Source organism: Burkholderia sp. A2, from assembly GCF_001729305.1.
In the GTDB taxonomy this organism is placed as follows: Bacteria; Pseudomonadota; Gammaproteobacteria; order Burkholderiales; family Burkholderiaceae; genus Burkholderia; species Burkholderia sola.
In genome coordinates this window covers 84,455-104,457 of record NZ_LZXX01000024.1, presented here as the reverse complement: position 1 = coordinate 104,457, position 20,003 = coordinate 84,455, and the positions used below count along the sequence as shown (strand labels likewise).

Genomic DNA, 20,003 nt, shown 5'->3' with positions numbered 1-20,003 from the left:
TGTCGAATGAGGAGTCCCGAAGATGGCCAAGAAAGGCAACGCCACGCAGATCAACATCGGTATCAGCGACAAGGATCGCAAGAACATCGCGGACGGCCTGTCGCGCCTGCTCGCCGATACGTTTTCGCTGTACCTGAAGACCCACAATTTCCACTGGAACGTGACCGGACCGATGTTCAACACGCTGCACCTGATGTTCGAGGAGCAGTACAACGAACTGTGGCTCGCGGTCGATTCCGTCGCCGAGCGCATTCGCACGCTGGGCGTCGTCGCGCCCGGCACGTTCGCCGAATTCGCGAAACTGTCGTCGGTGCCGGAAGCGAAGGGCGTGCCGGCCGCCGAGGACATGATTCGCCAGCTCGTCGAAGGGCACGAGGCGGTCGTGCGCACCGCGCGCGACATCTTCCCGATCGCCGACGCGGCGAGCGACGAGCCGACCGCCGACCTGCTCACGCAGCGCCTGCAGACGCATGAAAAGACCGCATGGATGCTGCGGTCGCTGCTCGCGTAAGCGTGGCGCGGCCGGGGACGGCAGCCGGCCCGCTCCGGGGCGGCGCTGAATCTGGCCCCTGATTGACGTGCGTTGCGGCGCGGCCGCGCGCAGCGGGCCGCGGCGGCCCGCCGGCCCGCCGCCACCGTCGGCCGCGGGTCGCGCCGACATGACGCCGGGCACCGGTCGGCTCTAAAATGCCGTGATTCTGTTCCCGGTGCTTCGCCATGCTTGCCCGCTTTCCCCTGTACCTGCGGCTCGTCCGGATGGACAAGCCGATCGGCAGCCTGCTGCTGCTGTGGCCGACGCTCAACGCGCTGTGGATCGCGTCGGACGGCCACCCGCGCTGGCCGCTGCTCGTGATCTTCACGCTCGGCACGCTGCTGATGCGCTCGGCCGGCTGCGCGATGAACGATTACGCCGACCGCGATTTCGATCGTCACGTGAAGCGCACGGCCGACCGGCCGCTGACGTCGGGCAAGATCCGCGCATGGGAAGCCGTCGCGATCGCGGTCGGGCTGTCGTTCATCGCATTCCTGCTGATCCTGCCGCTCAATACGCTGACGAAGGAATTGTCGGTCGTCGCGCTGTTCGTCGCCGGCTCCTATCCGTTCATGAAGCGCTTCTTCGCGATTCCTCAGGCGTATCTCGGCATCGCGTTCGGCTTCGGCATCCCGATGGCGTTCGCGGCCGTGCAGGACACGGTGCCGGTGCTGGCGTGGGTGATGCTGGTCGCGAACATCTTCTGGTCGGTCGCGTACGACACCGAATATGCGATGGTCGACCGCGACGACGACATCAAGATCGGCATCCGCACGTCCGCGCTGACGTTCGGCCGTTTCGACGTCGCGGCCGTGATGGCGTGCTACGCGGCGACGCTCGGCATCTACGTGTGGGTCGGCGTGACGCTCGGCTTCGGCCTCGCGTACTGGGTGGGCTGGGCGGCGGCGGTCGGTTGCGCGCTGTATCACTACACGCTGATCAAGGATCGCGAACGGATGCCGTGCTTCGCGGCGTTCCGCCACAACAACTGGCTCGGCGGCGCGCTGTTCGCGGGCATCGCCGTGCATTACCTGCTGGCCGGCAGCTGAACGACGCGGCGCGCGCCTTTTCGCGCGGCGCCAACGAAAAAGCGACCTGACGGTCGCTTTTTTTACGTCCGGAGCCGGCCAAACCGGCGCCGCTGTCGCGCTTACGCGCGGCCGAGCTCGTCGCCCATTTCCTTCGCACGCGCTTCGGCCGCGAGCGCGCCGCGCACGATCGCTTCCTTCACGCCCTGCGCATCGAACGTCGCGAGCGCGGCGGCGGTCGTGCCGCCCTTCGACGTCACGCGTTCGCGCAGCACGCTCGCCGGTTCGCCCGATTGCGCGGCGAGCTGCGCGGCCCCCGTGAACGTCGCGACCGCGAGCGCGCGGCCCTGCTCGTCGTTCATGCCGAGACGGCGCGCGGCTTCCTGCAGCGCTTCGATGAAATAGAACACGTACGCGGGGCCGCTGCCCGAAATCGCGGTGACCGCGTCGAGCCGCGCTTCGTCGTCGAACCATACGATCTCGCCGACCGCGCCGAGCACGCTCGACGCGAGTTCGCGGCCGGCCGCGTCGACGCCCGGCAGCGCGGCCAGGCCCGTCACGCCCATGCCGACCAGCGCGGGCGTGTTCGGCATCGTGCGCACGACGCGCGCGTAGCCGCCGAGCCAGCGGGCGAGATCCGCGCCGCGGATGCCGGCCGCGATGCTGATCACGAGCTGCGACTTCAGGTGCGGCGCGAGCGCCTGCGCGACGTCGTTCAGCACCTGCGGCTTCACCGCGAGCACGATCGCGTCGTAATCGGCGAGCGTCGCGTCGACGGCCGCGCCGGTCCGGATGCCGAACTGCTGCGCGGCGCGCGCGCGGACGTCTTCGTTGACGTCGATGGCGTACAGGCCGTCCGCGGCGACGCCGCGCTTGATCAGGCCGCCGATCAGGGCCGCGGCCATGTTGCCGCCGCCGATGAATGCGATTTTCATGATGTCGGGAATGAGCGAGTGAGTGAACGGAAAGGCGGAAAAGGGCGCGGCGGTCAGTGCGCGTAATCGCGCGCGCCGAAGATCGCGGTGCCGACGCGCACGATCGTCGCGCCTTCGAGCACCGCGGCTTCGAGATCGGCGGACATGCCCATCGACAGCGTGTCGAGCGGCAGGCCGTCGGCGCGCAACGCGTCGAACAACGCGCGCAGCGCGCGATGCGGCGCGCGTTGCGCGTCGGTGTCGCCGGCCGGTTCGGGAATCGCCATCAGGCCGCGCAGCCGCAGCGACGGCAGCGCGGCGACCGCGCGCGCGACCTCGGCCACGTCGGCCGGCGCGACGCCGCTCTTCGACGCCTCGCCGCTGATGTTCACCTGCACGCACACGTTGAGCGGCGGCAGATGCGCGGGGCGCTGTTCCGACAGGCGCTGGGCGATCTTCAGCCGGTCGACCGAATGGACCCAGTCGAAGCGCTCGGCGACGGGGCGCGTCTTGTTCGATTGCAGCGGTCCGATGAAATGCCATTCGAGGCTCGCGCGCAGGTCGGCGAGCGCGTCGATCTTGTCGATCGATTCCTGCACGTAGTTTTCGCCGAACGCGCGCTGCCCGGCCGCATGCGCGGCGCGCACGTCGTCGGCCGGGAACGTCTTCGACACGGCGAGCAGGGAGACGGTGGCGGGATCGCGGCCGGCCGCGCGGGCGGCGTCGGCGATGCGGCGGTGAACGGAGTCGAGGCGGGCGGCGAGATCGGACATGACGGGCACGAAAGCAGGCACGGAGGCAGCACGGAAGCGGACATGAAGCCGATGCGCCGCGACACGCGGCGCATCGATCCGCTCATTATACGGACGCCGCGCGTGCGCCCGCCCACCCGTGATGCGCACGGACCTAGCCGTACAGCAAATGCTCGACGAGCTGAATCCAGTGGGCGACCGGCACCTGCGTGCCGCTTTGCAGGTGCGCGATGCAGCCGATGTTGCCGGATACGATCATCTGCGGTTCGAGCGCCTGCAGCTTCAGCAGCTTCTGCTTGCGCAACCGGTACGACAGCGAGGGTTGCGTCAGCGAGTAGGTGCCGGCCGAGCCGCAGCACAGGTGGCTGTCGGCCGGCAGCCGCACGTCGATGCCGAGCGTCTCGAGCAGGCGCTCGACCTTGCCGCGCGACTGCTGGCCGTGCTGCAGCGTGCACGGCGGGTGGTACGCGACCGTATGGATCGCGCGGCGCCGCGCGATCGTCGCGAGTTCGGCCTCGAACGCGAGCAGCACGTCCGAGATGTCGCGCGTGAGCGACACGATGCGCTGCGCCTTTTCCGCGTAGGCCGGATCGTCGCGCAGCAGGTGCGCGTATTCGAGCACCGTCGCGCCGCAGCCCGACGCGTTCAGCACGATCGTCTCGACACCCTGTTCGACGTGGGGCCACCACGCGTCGATGTTGCGGCGTGCGTCGTCGAGCGCTTCGTCGTGATAGTTCAGGTGCAGCCGGATCGCCCCGCAGCAGCCCGCGTCGGGCGCGACGACCGTCTCGATGCCGAGCGCGTCGAGCACGCGCGCGGTCGCGATGTTGATGTTCGGCAGCATCGACGGCTGCACGCAGCCGCCGAGCATCAGCATCTTGCGCGTATGCGTGCGATGCGGCCATTCGAGCAGCCGCGTGCGCGGCGGCACCTTGTCGCGCAGCCGCTTCGGCAGCAGCGGCCGCACGTGCTGGCCGAGCCGCATCGCCGGCGAAAACAGCGCGGCGTTCGGCACGACGCTCGCGAGCACGCGGCGCATCAGCCGCTGCTGCGCGGGGCGCTCCACCTGCGCCTCGACGTGCTTGCGGCCGATTTCGACGAGCCGGCCGTACTGGACGCCGGACGGGCAGGTCGTCTCGCAGCTGCGGCACGTGAGGCAGCGGTCGAGGTGCTGTTGCGTGCTGCGCGTGACGGCCGCGCCTTCGACCATCTGCTTGATCAGGTAGATGCGTCCGCGCGGGCCGTCGAGTTCGTCGCCGAGCAGTTGATAGGTCGGGCAGGTCGCGGTGCAGAAGCCGCAGTGCACGCACTTGCGCAGGATCGCGTCGGCCTCGTCGCCGTCGGGCGTGTTGCGGATGAAATCGGCGAGATTCGTTTGCATCCTGCCCTCAGAGTTCGGGGTAAAGCCGCCCGCGATTGAAGATGCGCGCGGGATCGAATGCAGATTTCAGCCCGCGGTGGATCTTCATCATCGGCGCGGGCAGCGGCGTGAACACGCCCGCGCTGCGGTCGTAGGTCTCGCCTGCGCGGAACAGCGTCGCATGGCCGCCGGCCTGCTTCGCGCTCATGCGCACGGTTTGCGCGTCGGCGTCGGTGATCCACCAGCGCTGCGCGCCGCCCCATTCCATCAACTGGGTGCCGGGCAGGTGCATCGGTTCGGTGATCGACGGCAGCGACAGGCGCCACAGCGCATAGCCGGGCGGGATGCCGTTGAAGAACGGGTCGGTGTGCTCGCGCAGGCCGGCCCAGAAGCGCTCGGCCTCGACCGCGTCGACGACTTCGCCGCCGAGCAGCGTTTTCGCGGATTTGACGGCCGCTTCCGCGCCCGACAGGCGCAGCACGAGCGTGCCGTTGCGCCACGCGCTCGCACTGACCGGCAGCGGATGACCGCCCCATTCGTTGAGCTTGCGCACCGCATCGGTCGCGGTCATCTCGAATTTGAGCGTGACTTCGGCGACCGGCATCGGCAGCACCTTGATCGACAGGTCGAGCATCAGGCCGAGCGTGCCGAGCGCGCCGGCCATCAGCCGCGACACGTCGTAGCCGGCGACGTTCTTCACGACCTGCCCGCCGAAGCGCAGCATGTCGCCGCGGCCGTTCATCAGCGTGACGCCGAGCACGAAATCGCGCGGGGCGCCGCAGGTGGCGCGGCGCGGGCCCGCGAGGCCGGCCGCGACGCAGCCGCCGACGGTCGCCGCGCGGCCGAAGTGCGGCGGCTCGAACGGCAGCATCTGGCCGCACTCGGCGAGGACGGTTTCAAGCTGCGCGAGCGGCGTGCCCGCGCGGACCGTGACGACGAGTTCGGCCGGGTCGTACGACACGATGCCCTGAAACGCGCGCGTGTCGAGTATTTCGCCCTCGAGCGCCTGGCCGTACCAGTCCTTGGTGCCGCCGCCGCGAATCCGCAGCGGCCGGCCGTCGGCACTGGCCGCGCGAACGCGCTCGGCCCATCCGGCGACGATGTCGTCCTCTTCCATGTTCCGTTGCTGCCTCGACTTGTTGTTCGGTCGATTGTACCGGGGTGGCGCGATTCCACATCGCGACTATCCCTAAGCCCCGTCTCGCGTACGGCATGCCGGCGCCGGCGCGCGACCGCGCCGCGCGGGCGCGGTGGACCATCGCACCGCGGCGGCCGGTGCGGTGCCGCGACCCGCGCCGCTCAGAAACGCGGCAGGTCGGGGTGCGGCAGCAGCCCGCCGCGCACGTGCTGGCGACCGTATTCGGCGCAGCGCGCGCGGGTCGGGATGCCCTTGTCCGGGTTCAGCAGCCCGGCCGGATCGAATGCGCGCTTGACCGCGAAGAACGCATCGCGCTCCTGCGGCGAGAACTGCACGCACATCGAATTGAGTTTTTCGATGCCGACGCCGTGCTCGCCCGTCACGCTGCCGCCGAACTCCACACAGCATTCGAGGATTTCCGCGCCGAACTGCTCGGCGCGGTGCAGCTCGTCGGGATCGTTCGCGTTGTACAGGATCAGCGGATGCATGTTGCCGTCGCCCGCATGGAACACGTTGATGCAGCGCAGCCCGTAGCGCGTTTCGAGTTGCTCGATGCGTGCGAGCAGCGGGCCGATCGCGCGGCGCGGCACGGTGCCGTCCATGCAGTAATAGTCGGCGGAAATGCGGCCGGCGGCCGGGAACGCGTTCTTGCGGCCGGACCAGAAGCGCAGCCGCTCGTGCTCGTTGCGCGACACCTGGATGCGCGTCGCGCCGTGTTCGCGCAGCACGGCGGTCATCCGCACGATCTCCTCGGCGACTTCTTCCGGCGTGCCGTCCGATTCGCACAGCAGGATCGCCTTCGCGTCGAGGTCGTAGCCCGCGTGCGTGAACGCCTCGACGGCCTGCGTGGCCGGCTTGTCCATCATCTCGAGCCCGGCCGGGATGATGCCCGACGCGATGATCGCCGCCACCGCCTCACCGCCCTTGACGACGTCGTCGAAGCTCGCCATCACGAGCTGCGCGGTCTGCGGCTTCGGGATCAGCCGTACCGTGACCTCGGTGACGATCGCGAACATCCCTTCGCTGCCGATCATCACCGCGAGCAGGTCGAGGCCCGGCATGTCGAGCGCGAGCGAGCCGAATTCGACGACCTCGCCGTCGATCGTCACCGCGCGCACGCGCATCACGTTGTGCACGGTCAGCCCGTATTTCAGGCAGTGGACGCCGCCGGAGTTCTCCGCGACGTTGCCGCCGATCGTGCACGCGATCTGCGACGACGGATCGGGCGCGTAATACAGGCCGTACGGTGCGGCCGCCTCCGAGATCGCGAGGTTGCGCACGCCGGGCTGCACGGTCGCGGTGCGCGCGTACGGGTCGACCTCGACGATGCGCGTGAAGCGCGCGAGCGACAGCACGACGCCGAGCGCGATCGGCAGCGCGCCGCCCGACAGGCTCGTGCCGGCGCCGCGCGGCACGATCGGCACGTCCATGCGGCGGCAGATCTGCACGATCCGCTGCACCTGCGACTCCGTCTCGGGCAACGCGACCGCGAGCGGCAGCCGGCGGTACGCGGACAGGCCGTCGCATTCGTACGGCGCCGTGTCCTCGTCGCGGTACAGCAGGCAGTGCGTCGGCAACACGGCCATCAGCGCCTGCACGACTTCACGCTGGCGCTGCGCGCGTGCGGCGCTCGACAGTTCGACGGGAGCGTTCATGAGGTCTCCTGCGTGGGGCGCGATGTCGCGCCGCCGGGTCAGCACGTGAAAATCTTGCCCGGATTCATCAGGTTGCGCGGATCGAGCGCGAGCTTGATCGCGCGCATCGTGTCGATCGCGTTGTCGCCGTGCTCCTTCGGCAGGAAGCGCATCTTGTGCAGCCCGACGCCGTGCTCGCCCGTGCAGGTGCCGCCCAGCCGCAGCGCGCGCTCGACGATCCGGTCGTTGATGCGCTCGGCTTCGGCGAGCTCCTCCGGCTTGTCGGGATCGATCAGGATCGCGACGTGGAAATTGCCGTCGCCGACGTGGCCGACGATCGGGCAGGGCAGCGATGACGCGCGCAGGTCGACCTCGGTTTCCTCGACGCATGCAGCGAGTTGCGAGATCGGCACGCACACGTCGGTCGTCACCGCGCGGCAGCCGGGTTTCAACTGCAGCATCGCGAAGTACGCGTTGTGGCGCGCGGACCAGAGCCGCGTGCGATCCTCGGGGCGCGTCGCCCATTCGAAGCCCTGGCCGGCGTTCTGGCCGGCGAGCGCCTGCACGAGTTCGGCCTGTTCCTTCACGCCGGCGTCGGTGCCGTGGAATTCGAAGAACAGCGTCGGCGCTTCGGCCAGCGTCAGGTTCGAGTGACGATTGATCGAGCGCACGGCCAGCGCGTCGACGAATTCGACGCGCGCGATCGGCACGCCGATCTGGATCGTCTCGATCACCGTGCGCACCGCGTCGCCCATCGTCGGGAACGTGCAGATCGCGGCCGATACGGCTTCGGGCAGCGGGTGCAGGCGCAGCGTGATCTCGGTGATCACGCCGAGCGTGCCTTCGGACCCGACGAACAGTCGCGTGAGGTCGTAGCCGGCCGACGACTTGCGCGCGCGCGAACCGGTTTTCACCACGCGGCCGTCCGCGAGCACCGCGGTGAGGCCGAGCACGTTCTCGCGCATCGTGCCGTAGCGCACCGCGTTGGTGCCGGATGCGCGCGTCGCGGTCATCCCGCCGATGCTGGCGTCGGCGCCCGGATCGATCGGGAAGAACAGGCCGGTGTCGCGCAGCGCTTCGTTGAGCGCCTTGCGCGTGATGCCCGGCTCGACCGTCACGGTCAGGTCTTCGGCGTTGATCGACAGCACGCGGTTCATTTCCGACAGGTCGAGCGACACGCCGCCGCGCACCGCCAGCAGGTGGCCTTCGAGCGACGAGCCGGCGCCGTACGGGATCAGCGGCACGCTGTAGAGCGAGCACAGCGACACGACTTCGCGCACGTCGTCGGTGCTGCGCGCGAACACGACGGCGTCGGGCAGTTGCGGATCGAACGGGGATTCGTCGCGGCCGTGATGGGCACGGACCGCGTCGGCGGTCGACACGCGCTCGCCGAAAGCGGCGCGCAGCGCATCGAGCATGGCGGGGGGCAGCGGGCGGCGCGTGGCGGCCGGCGGGGCAGGGTGGTTCACGATGTCTCCTGACTGCTTGTCATACTGTCGGCCCATTCTACGCTGTAACGCCTGCTGCGCCTCCCGCCGCGGGCTGCGATAATCGCGTTCCAGCCAACCGGGCCGCGTCGCGGCCGCGCACGAGAGGACATTCGCATGGGCAACCGCTTGAGCAAGATCGCGACGCGCACGGGCGACGACGGCACCACCGGGCTCGGCGACGGGCGGCGCATCGGCAAGGACGACGCGCGGATCGCCGCGATCGGCGACGTCGACGAACTGAACTCGACTCTCGGCGTGCTGCTGGCCGAGCCGCTGCCGGACGACGTACGCACCGCGCTCGTCACGATCCAGCACGACCTGTTCGATCTCGGCGGCGAGCTGTGCATCCCCGGCCACGCGGTGCTCGACGACACGCATCTCGCGCGCCTCGACCAGTGGCTGGCCGATTACAACGCGACGCTGCCGCCGCTGAAGGAATTCATCCTGCCGGCCGGTTCGCGCGCGGCGTCGCTCGCGCACGTCTGCCGAACCGTGTGCCGCCGCGCGGAGCGCTCGATCGTCGCGCTCGGCCGCGGCGACACGCTCAATGATGCGCCGCGGCGGTACGTGAACCGGCTGTCCGACCTGCTGTTCGTGCTGGCGCGCGTGCTGAACCGCGCCGGCGGCGGCGCCGACGTGCTGTGGGAGCGCGGGCGCGTCCGCTAGCGCGGCGTCATGTTTTGCGCACTGCGACAATTTGCCCGAGGGGGCCTTGTTTTTAAACATGTATCGTATGAGCATGTTTAACGGAGAACGAACATGACCCACCTCACCGCTGACCAGATGGCCCGTGTGAAGGCCACCGCCCCTGTCCTCGCCGAGCACGGCGCGACGATCACGAAGCATTTCTATCAGCGCATGTTCGCGCGTCATCCGGAACTGAAGAACCTGTTCAACCAGACGCACCAGAAGACCGGCAGCCAGCCGGAGACGCTCGCGAAGGCCGTCTATGCGTATGCGGCGAACATCGACAACCTCGGCGCGCTGGGCGGCGCGGTGTCGCGCATCTCGCACAAGCACGCGAGCCTGAACATCCGCCCCGAACATTACCCGATCGTCGGCGAGAACCTGCTCGCGTCGATCGTCGAGGTGCTGGGAGACGCGGTCGATGCCGCCACGCTCGAAGCGTGGCGCGTCGCGTACGGCCAGCTCGCGCAGATCCTGATCGGCGCCGAGGCCGACCTGTACGCGAATGCCGCGTGGAGCGGCTTCCGCCCGTTCAAGGTCGCGCGCAAGGTGCGTGAAAGCGACGAGATCACGTCGTTCTACCTGACGCCCGCCGACGGCGGCGACGCGCCGACCTTCGAGCCGGGCCAGTACATCACGGTGAAGCGTTTCGTCGGCGATCTCGGCGTCGACCAGCCGCGCCAGTACAGCCTGTCGGACGCGCCGCATGGCAAATGGCTGCGCATCTCGGTGAAGCGCGAGGCCGGCAAGGCCGACGCGATCCCGGCCGGCAAGGTGTCGACGCTGATGCACGATGGCGTCGAAGAGGGTGCGATCGTCGAGGTGACCGCGCCGATGGGCGATTTCTCGCTGAAGCGCGACGTGGATACGCCGGTCGTGCTGATCTCGGGCGGCGTCGGCATCACGCCGATGATGTCGATGGCGTCGACGCTGATGGCCGAAGGCAGCCAGCGCGACGTGCGGTTCATCCATGCATGCCGTTCGGGCGCGGTGCACGCGTTCCGCGACTGGCTGAACGACACGGCGCGCGAGCACGCGAACGTGAAGCGCACGGTGCTGTATGAACTGGTCGGCCCGAACGATCGTGCCGGCATCGATCACGACCTCGAAGGGCGCCTTACGCCGGAGCGTGTGCAGCAGTACGCGCTGGTGCCGGACGCGGACTACTACATCTGCGGGCCGATCGCGTTCATGAAGGCGCAGCGCGATGCGCTCGTCGCGCTCGGCGTCGCGCCGGAACGCGTGAACACCGAGATCTTCGGGTCGGGCGCGCTCGAGTGAGGATCTGACGGCCGGTTGCGGCCGAGGCAACGACGAAATGACAAAGCCCGGCGTGAGCCGGGCTTTTTACTTGCGGCGCCGTGCGGGCGACTTCAGGCGCGCAACATCAGCGTTGCATGGTAGCGCCACACCTTCGGATCGGCACTGACGAGCGGCATGCCTTCGTGCAGCGCCTGCGCGACCATCATGCGGTCGAACGGATCGGCATGGTCCGGGAAATCCGGCAACGCGGCGACTGCCTCGGCGTGATCGCTGCTGATCGGCAACTCTGCAAAACCCGCAAGCCGAAATGCCGAACGTGCGTCTCTCGGATGGACGGGCAGATTGCCTTTGCGGTATTTGATCGCGATTTCCCAAATCGACGCGGCGCTGACGTACAGCGTGTTCTGGGGATGTTCGATCAATGCGGCCGCTTTTGCCGAAAGGTGCGGCGCGCCTTCAGCCGCCCACAGCGCGATGTGCGTATCGAGCAGCAGCTTCACGGTGCAAGCCCATGGTCCGAGCTGACATCGAAGTCGGCGGCGATCGATTCATCGCCGGCATTGAATGTGTCGACGCTTGTCGGAATGTTCAATCCGGCAAGCAACTGACGGGCTGCGCCGATCCGCTTCGGTGCGGTGTACGGAACGAGCCGGGCGACCGGATGACCATTGCGGGCGATCACGACTTCGGCTTCGCGCCCCGATTCAAGCGCTTCCACGAGGCTGGAAAGCCGCGACTTGGCATCATGCATGTTGACGGTCGACATGGCCAATCCCTCATTAGCTAGATGATGTTAGCTAGTCTAGCAGAGCAACCCGCCGACCGCACGCTGGCCGCATGGCCAATTCGCCGACAGGCGGGGCCATACGGTCAGCCTGTCGGCGTCCGTCAGTTGCCGCTGCCGCGTGCGACGCGGCGCGCCTTCACCGAGTCCGCGAGGCCTTCGAGCACCTTCACGCTGTCGTCCCACGCGATGCACGCGTCGGTGATGCTCTGGCCGTAGGTCAGCGCGCAGCCTTCCTTCAGGTCCTGGCGGCCTTCGACCAGGTGCGACTCGATCATCACGCCGACGATGCGCTCGTCGCCCGCCGCGATCTGGCGGCCGATGTCGGCGCACACCGGGATCTGGTTCTCGTGCTTCTTCGAGCTGTTCGCGTGGCTCGCGTCGATCATCAGGCGCGCGGCGAGGCCGGCCTTGCCGATGTCCGCGCACGCGGCGTTCACGCTGTCCGCGTCGTAGTTCGGCGTCTTGCCGCCGCGCAGGATCACGTGGCAGTCCTCGTTGCCGGCCGTCGACACGATCGCCGAATGGCCACCCTTCGTCACCGACAGGAAATGGTGCGGCTGCGACGCGGCCTTGATCGCGTCGACCGCGATCTTGACGTTGCCGTCGGTGCCGTTCTTGAAGCCGACCGGGCACGACAGCCCCGACGCGAGCTCGCGGTGCACCTGCGACTCGGTCGTGCGTGCGCCGATCGCGCCCCACGAGATCAGGTCGGCGATGTACTGCGGGCTGATCATGTCGAGGTATTCGGTCGCGGCCGGCAGCCCCATTTCGTTGATCTGCAGCAGCAGCTCGCGCGCGGTGCGCAGTCCTTCGTTGATCTTGAAGCTGTTGTCGAGATGCGGATCGTTGATGAGCCCCTTCCAGCCGACCGTCGTGCGCGGCTTCTCGAAGTACACGCGCATCACGATTTCCAGCTCGCCCTTGAAGCGTTCGCGTTCCTTCACGAGCCGGCCCGCGTATTCGATCGCCGCCTTCGTATCGTGGATCGAGCACGGCCCGATCACGACGATCAGCCGGTCGTCCATCCCGTGCAGGATGCGGTGCATCGACTGGCGCGAGTGGTAGATCAGCTCGGACGCGGCTTCGGAGCACGCGAATTCGCGGATCAGGTGGGCGGGCGGCGTCAGTTCCTTGAGTTCGCGAATGCGGACGTCGTCGGTGTTGTGCGGGGGCATGCTGTTTCTCCTGGTTTTCCGGGGCGCCGTTCGGTCAGTGCGCGTGCGGCAGATTCATCAATTCGGGCAATTCAGTAGTTCGGTCGGGGTCGCAGGACCCGCTGCGGCGGCGACCGGCTGGCGAAGGGCGAAAAAAAACCGCCGGGTTCGCCGGCGGTTTTTTCGGGAATTTCGGTTGCGCTTCACGCGCCATCAACCCTCTCGATCCGCCAGCGGTCTGAGATACCAAAAAAAGTAAAAGTAAAACTTGGCGGACATGACGGAAATTCGGCTGGTCAAAAAAGTTGATTCGGAATTTATACCCGGTCCCTGCGCGGCTGGCAACCGGGTTCGTTCAAAAATGCGGACAATCCGCGCGTTTTCGTCAAAATACGCGGATTGTCTGCGCCACGATGCGGTTATGCCGTACCGCCGACCGTCATCTTGTCGATCCGCAGGGTCGGCTGGCCGACGCCGACCGGCACGCTCTGGCCTTCCTTGCCGCATACGCCGACACCCGTGTCGAGCGACATGTCGTTGCCGATCATGCTCACGTACTTCAGCGATTCCGGGCCGCTGCCGATCAGCGTCGCGCCCTTCACCGGGTAGGTGACCTTGCCGTTCTCGATCATGTACGCCTCGGACGCCGAGAACACGAACTTGCCGTTCGTGATGTCGACCTGGCCGCCGCCGAAGTTCACCGCGTACAGGCCGTTCTTCACCGACGCGATGATTTCCTGCGGATCCTTGTCGCCGTTCAGCATGTACGTGTTGGTCATGCGCGGCATCGGCAGCGCCGCGTACGACTCGCGCCGCGCGTTGCCGGTGACCGGCATCTTCATCAGGCGCGCGTTCAGCGTGTCCTGGATATAGCCCTTCAGGATGCCGTCCTCGATCAGCGTCGTGCACTGCGTCGGGTTGCCTTCGTCGTCGATGTTCAGCGAGCCGCGGCGGTTCGGCAGCGTGCCGTCGTCGACCACCGTCACGCCCTTCGCGGCGACCTGCTCGCCGATCCGGCCCGCGAACGCGGACGAACCCTTGCGGTTGAAGTCGCCTTCGAGTCCGTGGCCGATCGCCTCGTGCAGCAGCACGCCCGGCCAGCCCGGCCCGAGCACCACCGTCATCGCGCCGGCGGGCGCCGGGCGCGCGTCGAGGTTCACGAGGGCCGCGTGCACGGCGTCGTCGACGTAGCGCGACAGGACTTCGTCGGTGAAGTAGCCGTAGTCGAAACGGCCGCCGCCGCCGCCGGAGCCGATCTCGCGGCGGCCGTTCTGTTCGGCGATCACCGTGACCGATACGCGCACGAGCGGGCGGATGTCGGCCGCGAGCGCACCGTCGCTGCGCGCGACCAGCACGACGTCGTATTCGCCGGCGAGGCCCGCCATCACCTGCGTGACGCGCGGGTCGCGGCCGCGCGCCATCTGTTCGATGCGTTCCAGCAGCTTGACCTTGGCCGTCGCGTCGAGCGACGCGAGCGGATCGGACGGCAGGTACAGGTCGCGGCCCGAGATGCCCGTCAGCGACGAGGCGGCCTTGATTTTCTGGCGGCCGCCGCCGGCCGCCGCGATCGCCTTGGTCGCGGCGGCGGCTTGCGCGATCGCTTCGGGCGACAGGTCGTCCGAGTACGCGAACGCGGTGCGGTCGCCCGCGACCGCGCGCACGCCGACGCCCTGGTCGATGCTGAAGCTGCCCGATTTGACGATGCCTTCCTCGAGGCTCCACGCTTCGCTGCGGGTCGCCTGGAAGTACAGGTCCGCGTAGTCGACGCGATGCGTGAAGATGTCGGCGATCGTGCGCGTGAGCAGGCTTTCGTCGAGGCCGTACGGCGTGAGCAGGATGTCCTTCGCCAGCGCGAGGTTGCGGATGCCGGGTTCGATGATGTTCATGCGGATATCGGGATTCTCAAAAAGTTGTCGGGTGCTGCCGGGCAGATGGGTGGGCCGCGCGGCGTTTCAAGCGGTGCGGCGGATTCAGCTCAGCACGCGGTGCCGCCACGCGGGCAGGCTCTGGCGTACGTCGGCGATGCGTTGCGGATCGAGCGTGCCGAGCACGACGCTCGCGCCCTCGTCGCGCACCGCGACGATCTCGCCCCACGGGTCGATCAGCATGCTGTGGCCCCACGTGCGCCGGCCGTTCTCGTGCTTGCCGCCCTGCGCGGCCGCAAGCACGTAGCACTGGTTCTCGACGGCCCGCGCGCGCAGCAGCGTTTCCCAGTGCGCGCGGCCCGTCGTATACGTAAACGCCGACGGCACGACCATCAGCGCGCAGTCGCCCATCCGGCGATACAGCTCCGGAAAGCGGAGATCGTAACAGACCGACAGGCCGACCTGCCCGAACGGGGCATCGAACGCGACGACCGTATCGCCCGCGCGGATCGTGCGCGCCTCGTCGAACGATTCGTCGCCTTTCTCGAAGTTGAACAGGTGGATCTTGTCGTAGCGCGCGGCCTCGTTGCCGGACGGATCGAACACGAGCGTCGTGTTCAGCACGCGGTCGGGTTCCGGCGACTTCAGCGGTAGCGTGCCGCCGATCACCCAGATGCCGTGGCGGCGCGCGGCGTCGGCGAGGAATTGCTGGATCGGGCCGTCCCGGTACGGTTCAGCAAGCGCGAGCTTGTCGGTGTCGCGGTGGCCCATGAAGCAGAAATATTCGGGCAGCAGCACGAGCTGCGCGCCTTCGCCGGCGGCTTCCGCGATCAGGCGGCGCGCTTCGGCGAGATTGCGGGTGACGTCCGGCGCGCTCACCATCTGCAGCGCGGCGACCTGGAAGGGCGTGGCGGAACGGGCGTGGTCGGTCATCGCGGAATCGGTTGCGTCATAAATGGGGTGCGGTCCGGCCTCCTGCGGTTCGATGCGCGTTCAATGGCTCGCTGCATCGGCCGGACCGTGATTCATCTTACCCTGATCGCCCCGCACCCGCTCGATGTGCGGGTGCGCCCACGAGCCGGTGATCGTGTAGTCGAGCGCGAACGCGTGCGACAGCGTCTCGGACAGCGCGTAGTTCGCGGCCAGCACGCCGACGCCGAGCAGCGGGTTGATGATGGCTGCCCCGATCGCGGCCGCGCCCGCGCTGATCTTCGGCGCGACGTGCGCATGCAGATCCTGCGTCTCGGTGCCGAGATCGACCGCGCCGCGCACGGTGACGTTCGCGGGGCCCGTCATCATCGAGAAGTCGTCGGTGCGCGCGATTCCGTTCGAAATCCGGCCGGTCCCGGCGATCTTGTCGAACGGCAGCCCCTTGCCGACCACGTCGCGGAAATTCAGCGTCAGGAAGCGCGCGAGGCTCTGCAGGCTCAGCACGCCGAGCAGTTTGGCCGCGCCCGGGTCGACCTTCAGGATCTTCCCGTGCTCGAGGTCGACCGCGACCTGGCCGCCGAGCGACGGAAAGTCGAGCGCGGTCGGGCCGCCGCGCCAGCCGACCTTGCCCGTGACCGAGCCGTGACCGTCCGCGAGCGTGCGCGGCAGGCCGACGCGGTCGAGCAGTGCGCCCGCGTTGTCGATGTCGAGCTTGAAGTCGAACACGGTGCGGCGCGGCGCATCGGTTTCGTCGGCGCCGCGGGCGAGCGCACGGCGCGACGTGCGCCAGTTGCCGGTGGCCGTGAGCTTCGCGGCCGGGTTCGACAGTTCCAGCTTGTCGAGCTGCCACACGGGCGTGCCGTCTTCGTCGATGTTGCGCGCGTTGACGACGAGCCGGCCGATGTCGTGATCGCGCGCGACGACCTGGTCGACGATCAGGTCGATCGACGGCATCGGCCGGTCGGTCGGCGTCGGCAGGTTCATCGCGCGGCCGACGAGGTCGTGCTGCGCGCTCTGCGGCACGACGAGCTTGGCGAGCCGCGCGTTGAGCACGCCCGCGCCGTTGTGACCGCCGCCCGGCGCCCACGACAGGTAGCCCGAAACCTGGTTCGACGCGATGTTCGCCTGCCACAGGTCGTCGACGTGCGACGCGCCGACGATCACGTTTTCCCAGTTGCGCTTGAGCAGCTTCAGCGTGCCGAAATGGAACGCGAAGCGCTTTGGCGCGAAGCTCGCGAAATCGACGCGCGGTGCCGCCTGCGGTTCCGGCGCGCGCGGCGTGTCGGGCTTCAGCGTGTGGGCGAGCGCGAGCCATGCGTCGGCGTCCAGCTCGTTGACGTCGACGGCCGCGCTCACGCCGTCCTGCGGCATGTCGGGCATCCGGTGGATGCCCATCGCGCCGCGTACCGCGCGCAGCGGCTGGCCGCGCGTCGCGTCGAGCAGGTAGGTCGCCGTCACCGGGCCGAGCGTCAGGTCGGCGTGTTCGAGGCGTTTGCCGTCCGCCTGCGGCGCCGGCTGCAGCGTGAAGCGGAACGGCATCGGCGTGCCGGCCGGTTTCGCGAACGGCGCCGGGAAGTTCAGCGCGACGCCCGTCAGGTCGGATTGCGCGCTGACGTCGGGCAGGCGGCCCGGCGCGCCGCGCACCGCGATCTTGTACGGCGCGTCGCCGACCACGTGTTCGAGCAGCGCGGCGGCCGCGCCGTGCAGGTTCAGGCCGCGCGCGGCGTCGAGCGCGAGCCGGCCGTCGACGTCCACCGCGTACGGGCCGTGCGACCGGAAGGTGCCGTTCGCGCGCACCGGGCCGCCCAGGAAGCGCGCCGACAGGTCGTGCAGCGATGCGCCGGCCTCGGTGAAGCGGACGCTGCCGCGCAGTGCCGACAGCGGCGGCACGCCGCTGGTCGACAGCGTGTTGCCGCCGAACGCGAGCGCGCCTTCGACGTGCGTGTGCGGATGCGGGACGTGCTGCGGAATCGTGATCTTGAGCGCGAGCGACGCGGGCCCCTGCGCGTCGATCCGCTGGCCGACATGGTTGCTCATCGTGCCGAGCGAGCTGTTGTCCGCATAGTCGATCAGGTCGGCGAGCGGGCCCTGCGCATGGCCGTCGATGATCAGCGGCGAGTGCGACGGATTGCCGAGATCGTCGATGCGGCCCGCGACCTTCGTCAGCGTGACGCGCTTGTAACGCGCGCGCGCGATGTCGAAGCGCAGCTTGTTCTGCGCGAGCTCGAACACGCCGTCGATCCCGTCGAGCGCCGGCCAGACGCTCGGCGTACCGTTCGCGAGCTTGCGCGGCGGATACGGCGTCGGCTCGAAGCGGCCGCCGGTGAACGGCGCGACGATGTGGAACACGCCGGCGTCCGGCTCGTGTTCGAACGGGAATTTCTCGAGCGGGCCGCGCGCGACGATCGACGCGCCCTTGGTCACGTTGCCGTCCTGCAGGGCGTGGCCGAGATAGTCGCGCAGGTGCTCGGACATCCCGGTCGGCAGGTAGCGCGGAATGCGCGCGACCGATGCGCGCGCGAAATCCGCGCGCAGGTCGAGCGACCCGCGACCGTGGCCGGGGTTCGTGTACGAGCCCGACACCGCGATTTCGGCATCGGGGTTCGACACGAACAGGTCGGGCAGCGACACGTCGACGCGCGCGTGCTTGTCGCCGGGCGCGGGCGTGATCGTCCATTTGGCATTGCCGCGCAGCCGGTCGAACGTCAGGCGGGGCTCGTCGAATTCGCCGGGCACGGTGACGGCCGCGTGGACCGTGTCGAAATGCGCGGCGCCGCCCGTCTCGTTCGCATCGACGCGGCCCCACAGGTTCTCGACGCCCGGCCAGCCGGCGCGAGGGTGACCGCGCGGCGAGAGCCCGGGCGGCGGCTCCTGCGCGGCGAAGCTGATGCCTTGCAGATCGCCGAGAAAGCGGTAGCGGACGATCGGCGCGGCGCCCATGCGCCGCTCCTCGTCGGCGAGATCGGCGTGCGCGGGTTTCGCGCGCTCGACCTCGATGTGATAGTTCGACACCATCCCGCGCGGGTCGATCTTGATCAGCTCGTTGCGCAGGCGCGCCGGCAGCGGCAGCCCGCGGATGAATTCGCTGAGGATGCCGAGATCGACGCGGTCGCCGACCACGCTGAGCAGTTGCCCCTGGTTCGCGGTCGGCACGCGGTAGCGCGCCGTCAGCGTCGACAGCGCGAGCGAGCGGGCGAGCGGCGTGCCGTCCGGCAGCGGCGGCTGGCCGAGCTCCGCATTGAAGCGCGTCAGGTGCAGCGTGTAGTCGTGGCCCGCATCGAGCACCATGTCCCAGCCGAAGCCGACCGTCGGCACGTCGAGCCGCGGCTGCGTCGGGCGCACGCGCAGCGCGACGTCGGCGCCTTGCAGGTCGCCGCCCGCCGAGCGCAGGTGGCCGTCGCCGAAGGTCGCCCAGATCGCGTTGTCGATCCGGCCCGCATGGATCGTGAGCGGCACGTCGAGATAGCGCGTGAGCGTCTGCAGGTCGACGGGGCCGGTCGACAGGTACGCGTCGCCCGTCCAGTTCGCCGGCTTGCCGATCGGCGCGAGCGGCTTGTGCCTGAAGCGGGCGCGGAAATCGAGCGGGCCGAGCAGCAGCGTGCCGTTCGCGGGCGCCTGCAGCGCGGCCTTGTGCACGCGGCCGTCGTTCAGCACCGCGAGCCGGATGCCCGCCAGCACGAGTTCCGGCGCGTCGTGCTGCGCGTCGCGCCAGCGCAGCGTGCCGCCGCGCAGCACGATCGCTTCCTGCTTCAGCAGCCAGGTGCCGAACGTGTCGTTGCCGCCGTGGGTGGTCGCAACGCCGACCCCCGCCACGCTCAGCGAGCCGTCGGCCGCCCGCGCGACGACGAGGTCGGGCTGGTCGACGATCAGGCTCGACAGCGCGGGCGACAGCCGCAGCAGCGACATCCACGACAGCGCGGCCGTCGCGTGCGGCACCGACAGCGCGACCTTGCCGTCGCGGCCGCGGATCGTCAGGTTCGTGAGTTCGACGCCCGGCTGCATGCCGGACCAGTTCGGGGAAAGCTTGCCGATCGAAAGCTGCGCGTGGAGCTTGTCGGACACCGCGCGTTCGATGCGTGGGCGGAATTCGTCGATGCGGGGCAGCAGCACGTAGCGCAGCCCGAGGAAGGCGCCGGCCGCGACGAAGTAGCTGCCGATCCCGACTGCCAGCGTCACCCTGAACACGCGACGCAGGACCGGATGATCGTGCTTCGGAGGTCCCGCTTCGGGCGCAGCTACGGCGGATTCCTGACGGTCGGACATGCGGCGGACGGGCGGCGATATGGTAATTTTGCAGACTGACGTTGAAATGTATCACACGGGTTCGTGCCGGCGGCCGTTGGAGGCAGCGCGGCACGGGCTTTCCGGCGCGCGGTGTCGCGACGGGCGCACGCGCGTCCGGCGGCGCCGTGCCGAGTCCATGGGGCCGGCGGCAGCGGGGCGCGTACGCGCCGGTCCGCTGCCGCCGG

At 69.0% G+C, this 20,003-nt stretch carries 16 protein-coding genes; 4 read left to right on the top strand and 12 right to left on the bottom strand.

The window, feature by feature from the left end:
* Nucleotides 1–22: 22 nt before the first annotated feature.
* Nucleotides 23–511, top strand: coding sequence for a non-specific DNA-binding protein DpsA (gene dpsA / locus A9Z05_RS02255; protein ID WP_069616710.1), 489 nt, complete (start codon nt 23–25; stop codon nt 509–511).
* A 206-nt stretch (nt 512–717) separates the two neighbouring features.
* Nucleotides 718–1,581: a 4-hydroxybenzoate octaprenyltransferase gene (gene ubiA, locus A9Z05_RS02250; protein WP_069616709.1), complete on the top strand. Its 864-nt coding sequence runs from the start codon at nt 718–720 to the stop codon at nt 1,579–1,581.
* Nucleotides 1,582–1,682: 101 nt separating this feature from the next.
* Here the strand turns inward: ubiA and proC are convergent, their stop codons facing one another.
* The 6 genes from proC to A9Z05_RS02220 all read right to left on the bottom strand — a co-directional run bounded on the left by proC (nt 1,683) and on the right by A9Z05_RS02220 (nt 8,827).
* Nucleotides 1,683–2,495, bottom strand: coding sequence for a pyrroline-5-carboxylate reductase (gene proC, locus A9Z05_RS02245; RefSeq protein WP_069616708.1), 813 nt, complete (start codon nt 2,493–2,495; stop codon nt 1,683–1,685).
* A 53-nt stretch (nt 2,496–2,548) separates the two neighbouring features.
* Nucleotides 2,549–3,247: a YggS family pyridoxal phosphate-dependent enzyme gene (locus A9Z05_RS02240; protein ID WP_059574303.1), complete on the bottom strand. Its 699-nt coding sequence runs from the start codon at nt 3,245–3,247 to the stop codon at nt 2,549–2,551.
* 133 nt (nt 3,248–3,380) lie between these two features.
* Nucleotides 3,381–4,607 (bottom strand): glycolate oxidase subunit GlcF, encoded by a 1,227-nt coding sequence (glcF, locus tag A9Z05_RS02235; protein WP_069616707.1) that lies wholly within the window; start codon nt 4,605–4,607, stop codon nt 3,381–3,383.
* Between the two features lie 7 nt (nt 4,608–4,614).
* Complete coding sequence (gene glcE, locus A9Z05_RS02230; protein ID WP_069616706.1) at nt 4,615–5,703, bottom strand: glycolate oxidase subunit GlcE; 1,089 nt, start codon at nt 5,701–5,703, stop codon at nt 4,615–4,617.
* 182 nt (nt 5,704–5,885) lie between these two features.
* Nucleotides 5,886–7,379: an FAD-linked oxidase C-terminal domain-containing protein gene (locus A9Z05_RS02225; RefSeq protein ID WP_069616705.1), complete on the bottom strand. Its 1,494-nt coding sequence runs from the start codon at nt 7,377–7,379 to the stop codon at nt 5,886–5,888.
* 38 nt (nt 7,380–7,417) lie between these two features.
* Nucleotides 7,418–8,827 carry an FAD-binding oxidoreductase gene (locus A9Z05_RS02220; RefSeq protein WP_069616704.1) on the bottom strand — a complete coding sequence of 470 codons (1,410 nt, stop codon included), beginning with the start codon at nt 8,825–8,827 and terminating at the stop codon, nt 7,418–7,420.
* 135 nt (nt 8,828–8,962) lie between these two features.
* On the opposite strand from A9Z05_RS02220, the gene A9Z05_RS02215 reads away from it, so the two are divergent.
* Nucleotides 8,963–9,514 carry a cob(I)yrinic acid a,c-diamide adenosyltransferase gene (locus A9Z05_RS02215; protein WP_069616703.1) on the top strand — a complete coding sequence of 184 codons (552 nt, stop codon included), beginning with the start codon at nt 8,963–8,965 and terminating at the stop codon, nt 9,512–9,514.
* 93 nt (nt 9,515–9,607) lie between these two features.
* Complete coding sequence (gene hmpA / locus A9Z05_RS02210) at nt 9,608–10,816, top strand: NO-inducible flavohemoprotein (protein ID WP_069616702.1); 1,209 nt, start codon at nt 9,608–9,610, stop codon at nt 10,814–10,816.
* A gap of 92 nt (nt 10,817–10,908) precedes the next feature.
* Here the strand turns inward: hmpA and A9Z05_RS02205 are convergent, their stop codons facing one another.
* From A9Z05_RS02205 to A9Z05_RS02180, 6 genes are all read right to left on the bottom strand, one after another.
* Nucleotides 10,909–11,298, bottom strand: coding sequence for a type II toxin-antitoxin system VapC family toxin (locus A9Z05_RS02205; RefSeq protein ID WP_069616701.1), 390 nt, complete (start codon nt 11,296–11,298; stop codon nt 10,909–10,911).
* Entirely contained in the window at nt 11,295–11,564 is a 270-nt protein-coding gene (locus tag A9Z05_RS02200; protein ID WP_069616700.1) for a type II toxin-antitoxin system Phd/YefM family antitoxin, read from the bottom strand. Before A9Z05_RS02200 ends, A9Z05_RS02205 begins: the two co-directional genes overlap by 4 nt.
* Nucleotides 11,565–11,686: 122 nt before the next feature.
* Complete coding sequence (gene aroG, locus A9Z05_RS02195; protein ID WP_069616699.1) at nt 11,687–12,760, bottom strand: 3-deoxy-7-phosphoheptulonate synthase AroG; 1,074 nt, start codon at nt 12,758–12,760, stop codon at nt 11,687–11,689.
* Between the two features lie 398 nt (nt 12,761–13,158).
* On the bottom strand, nt 13,159–14,625 hold the full coding sequence (tldD, locus tag A9Z05_RS02190; RefSeq protein WP_069616698.1) for a metalloprotease TldD: 1,467 nt from the start codon (nt 14,623–14,625) through the stop codon (nt 13,159–13,161).
* Nucleotides 14,626–14,709: 84 nt separating this feature from the next.
* On the bottom strand, nt 14,710–15,537 hold the full coding sequence (locus A9Z05_RS02185; RefSeq protein ID WP_069616697.1) for a carbon-nitrogen hydrolase family protein: 828 nt from the start codon (nt 15,535–15,537) through the stop codon (nt 14,710–14,712).
* A gap of 60 nt (nt 15,538–15,597) precedes the next feature.
* The gene (locus A9Z05_RS02180) at nt 15,598–19,797 is read right to left on the bottom strand and encodes a YhdP family protein (RefSeq protein ID WP_069616696.1); all 4,200 of its coding nucleotides are present in this window, start codon (nt 19,795–19,797) and stop codon (nt 15,598–15,600) included.
* Between the last annotated feature and the right edge of the window lie 206 nt (nt 19,798–20,003).

Excerpts from the sequence above, each read along its gene's own strand:
- A9Z05_RS02240 (WP_059574303.1), bottom strand. The coding sequence starts at position 3,247 with ATGTCCGATCTCGCCGCCCGCCTCGACTCCGTTCACCGCCGCATCGCC.
- dpsA (WP_069616710.1), top strand. The coding sequence starts at position 23 with ATGGCCAAGAAAGGCAACGCCACGCAGATCAACATCGGTATCAGCGAC.
- A9Z05_RS02180 (WP_069616696.1), bottom strand. The coding sequence starts at position 19,797 with ATGTCCGACCGTCAGGAATCCGCCGTAGCTGCGCCCGAAGCGGGACCT.
- glcF (WP_069616707.1), bottom strand. The coding sequence starts at position 4,607 with ATGCAAACGAATCTCGCCGATTTCATCCGCAACACGCCCGACGGCGAC.
- hmpA (WP_069616702.1), top strand. The coding sequence starts at position 9,608 with ATGACCCACCTCACCGCTGACCAGATGGCCCGTGTGAAGGCCACCGCC.
- aroG (WP_069616699.1), bottom strand. The coding sequence starts at position 12,760 with ATGCCCCCGCACAACACCGACGACGTCCGCATTCGCGAACTCAAGGAA.
- A9Z05_RS02200 (WP_069616700.1), bottom strand. The coding sequence starts at position 11,564 with ATGTCGACCGTCAACATGCATGATGCCAAGTCGCGGCTTTCCAGCCTC.
- ubiA (WP_069616709.1), top strand. The coding sequence starts at position 718 with ATGCTTGCCCGCTTTCCCCTGTACCTGCGGCTCGTCCGGATGGACAAG.
- tldD (WP_069616698.1), bottom strand. The coding sequence starts at position 14,625 with ATGAACATCATCGAACCCGGCATCCGCAACCTCGCGCTGGCGAAGGAC.
- A9Z05_RS02225 (WP_069616705.1), bottom strand. The coding sequence starts at position 7,379 with ATGAACGCTCCCGTCGAACTGTCGAGCGCCGCACGCGCGCAGCGCCAG.
- glcE (WP_069616706.1), bottom strand. The coding sequence starts at position 5,703 with ATGGAAGAGGACGACATCGTCGCCGGATGGGCCGAGCGCGTTCGCGCG.
- A9Z05_RS02215 (WP_069616703.1), top strand. The coding sequence starts at position 8,963 with ATGGGCAACCGCTTGAGCAAGATCGCGACGCGCACGGGCGACGACGGC.
- proC (WP_069616708.1), bottom strand. The coding sequence starts at position 2,495 with ATGAAAATCGCATTCATCGGCGGCGGCAACATGGCCGCGGCCCTGATC.
- A9Z05_RS02185 (WP_069616697.1), bottom strand. The coding sequence starts at position 15,537 with ATGACCGACCACGCCCGTTCCGCCACGCCCTTCCAGGTCGCCGCGCTG.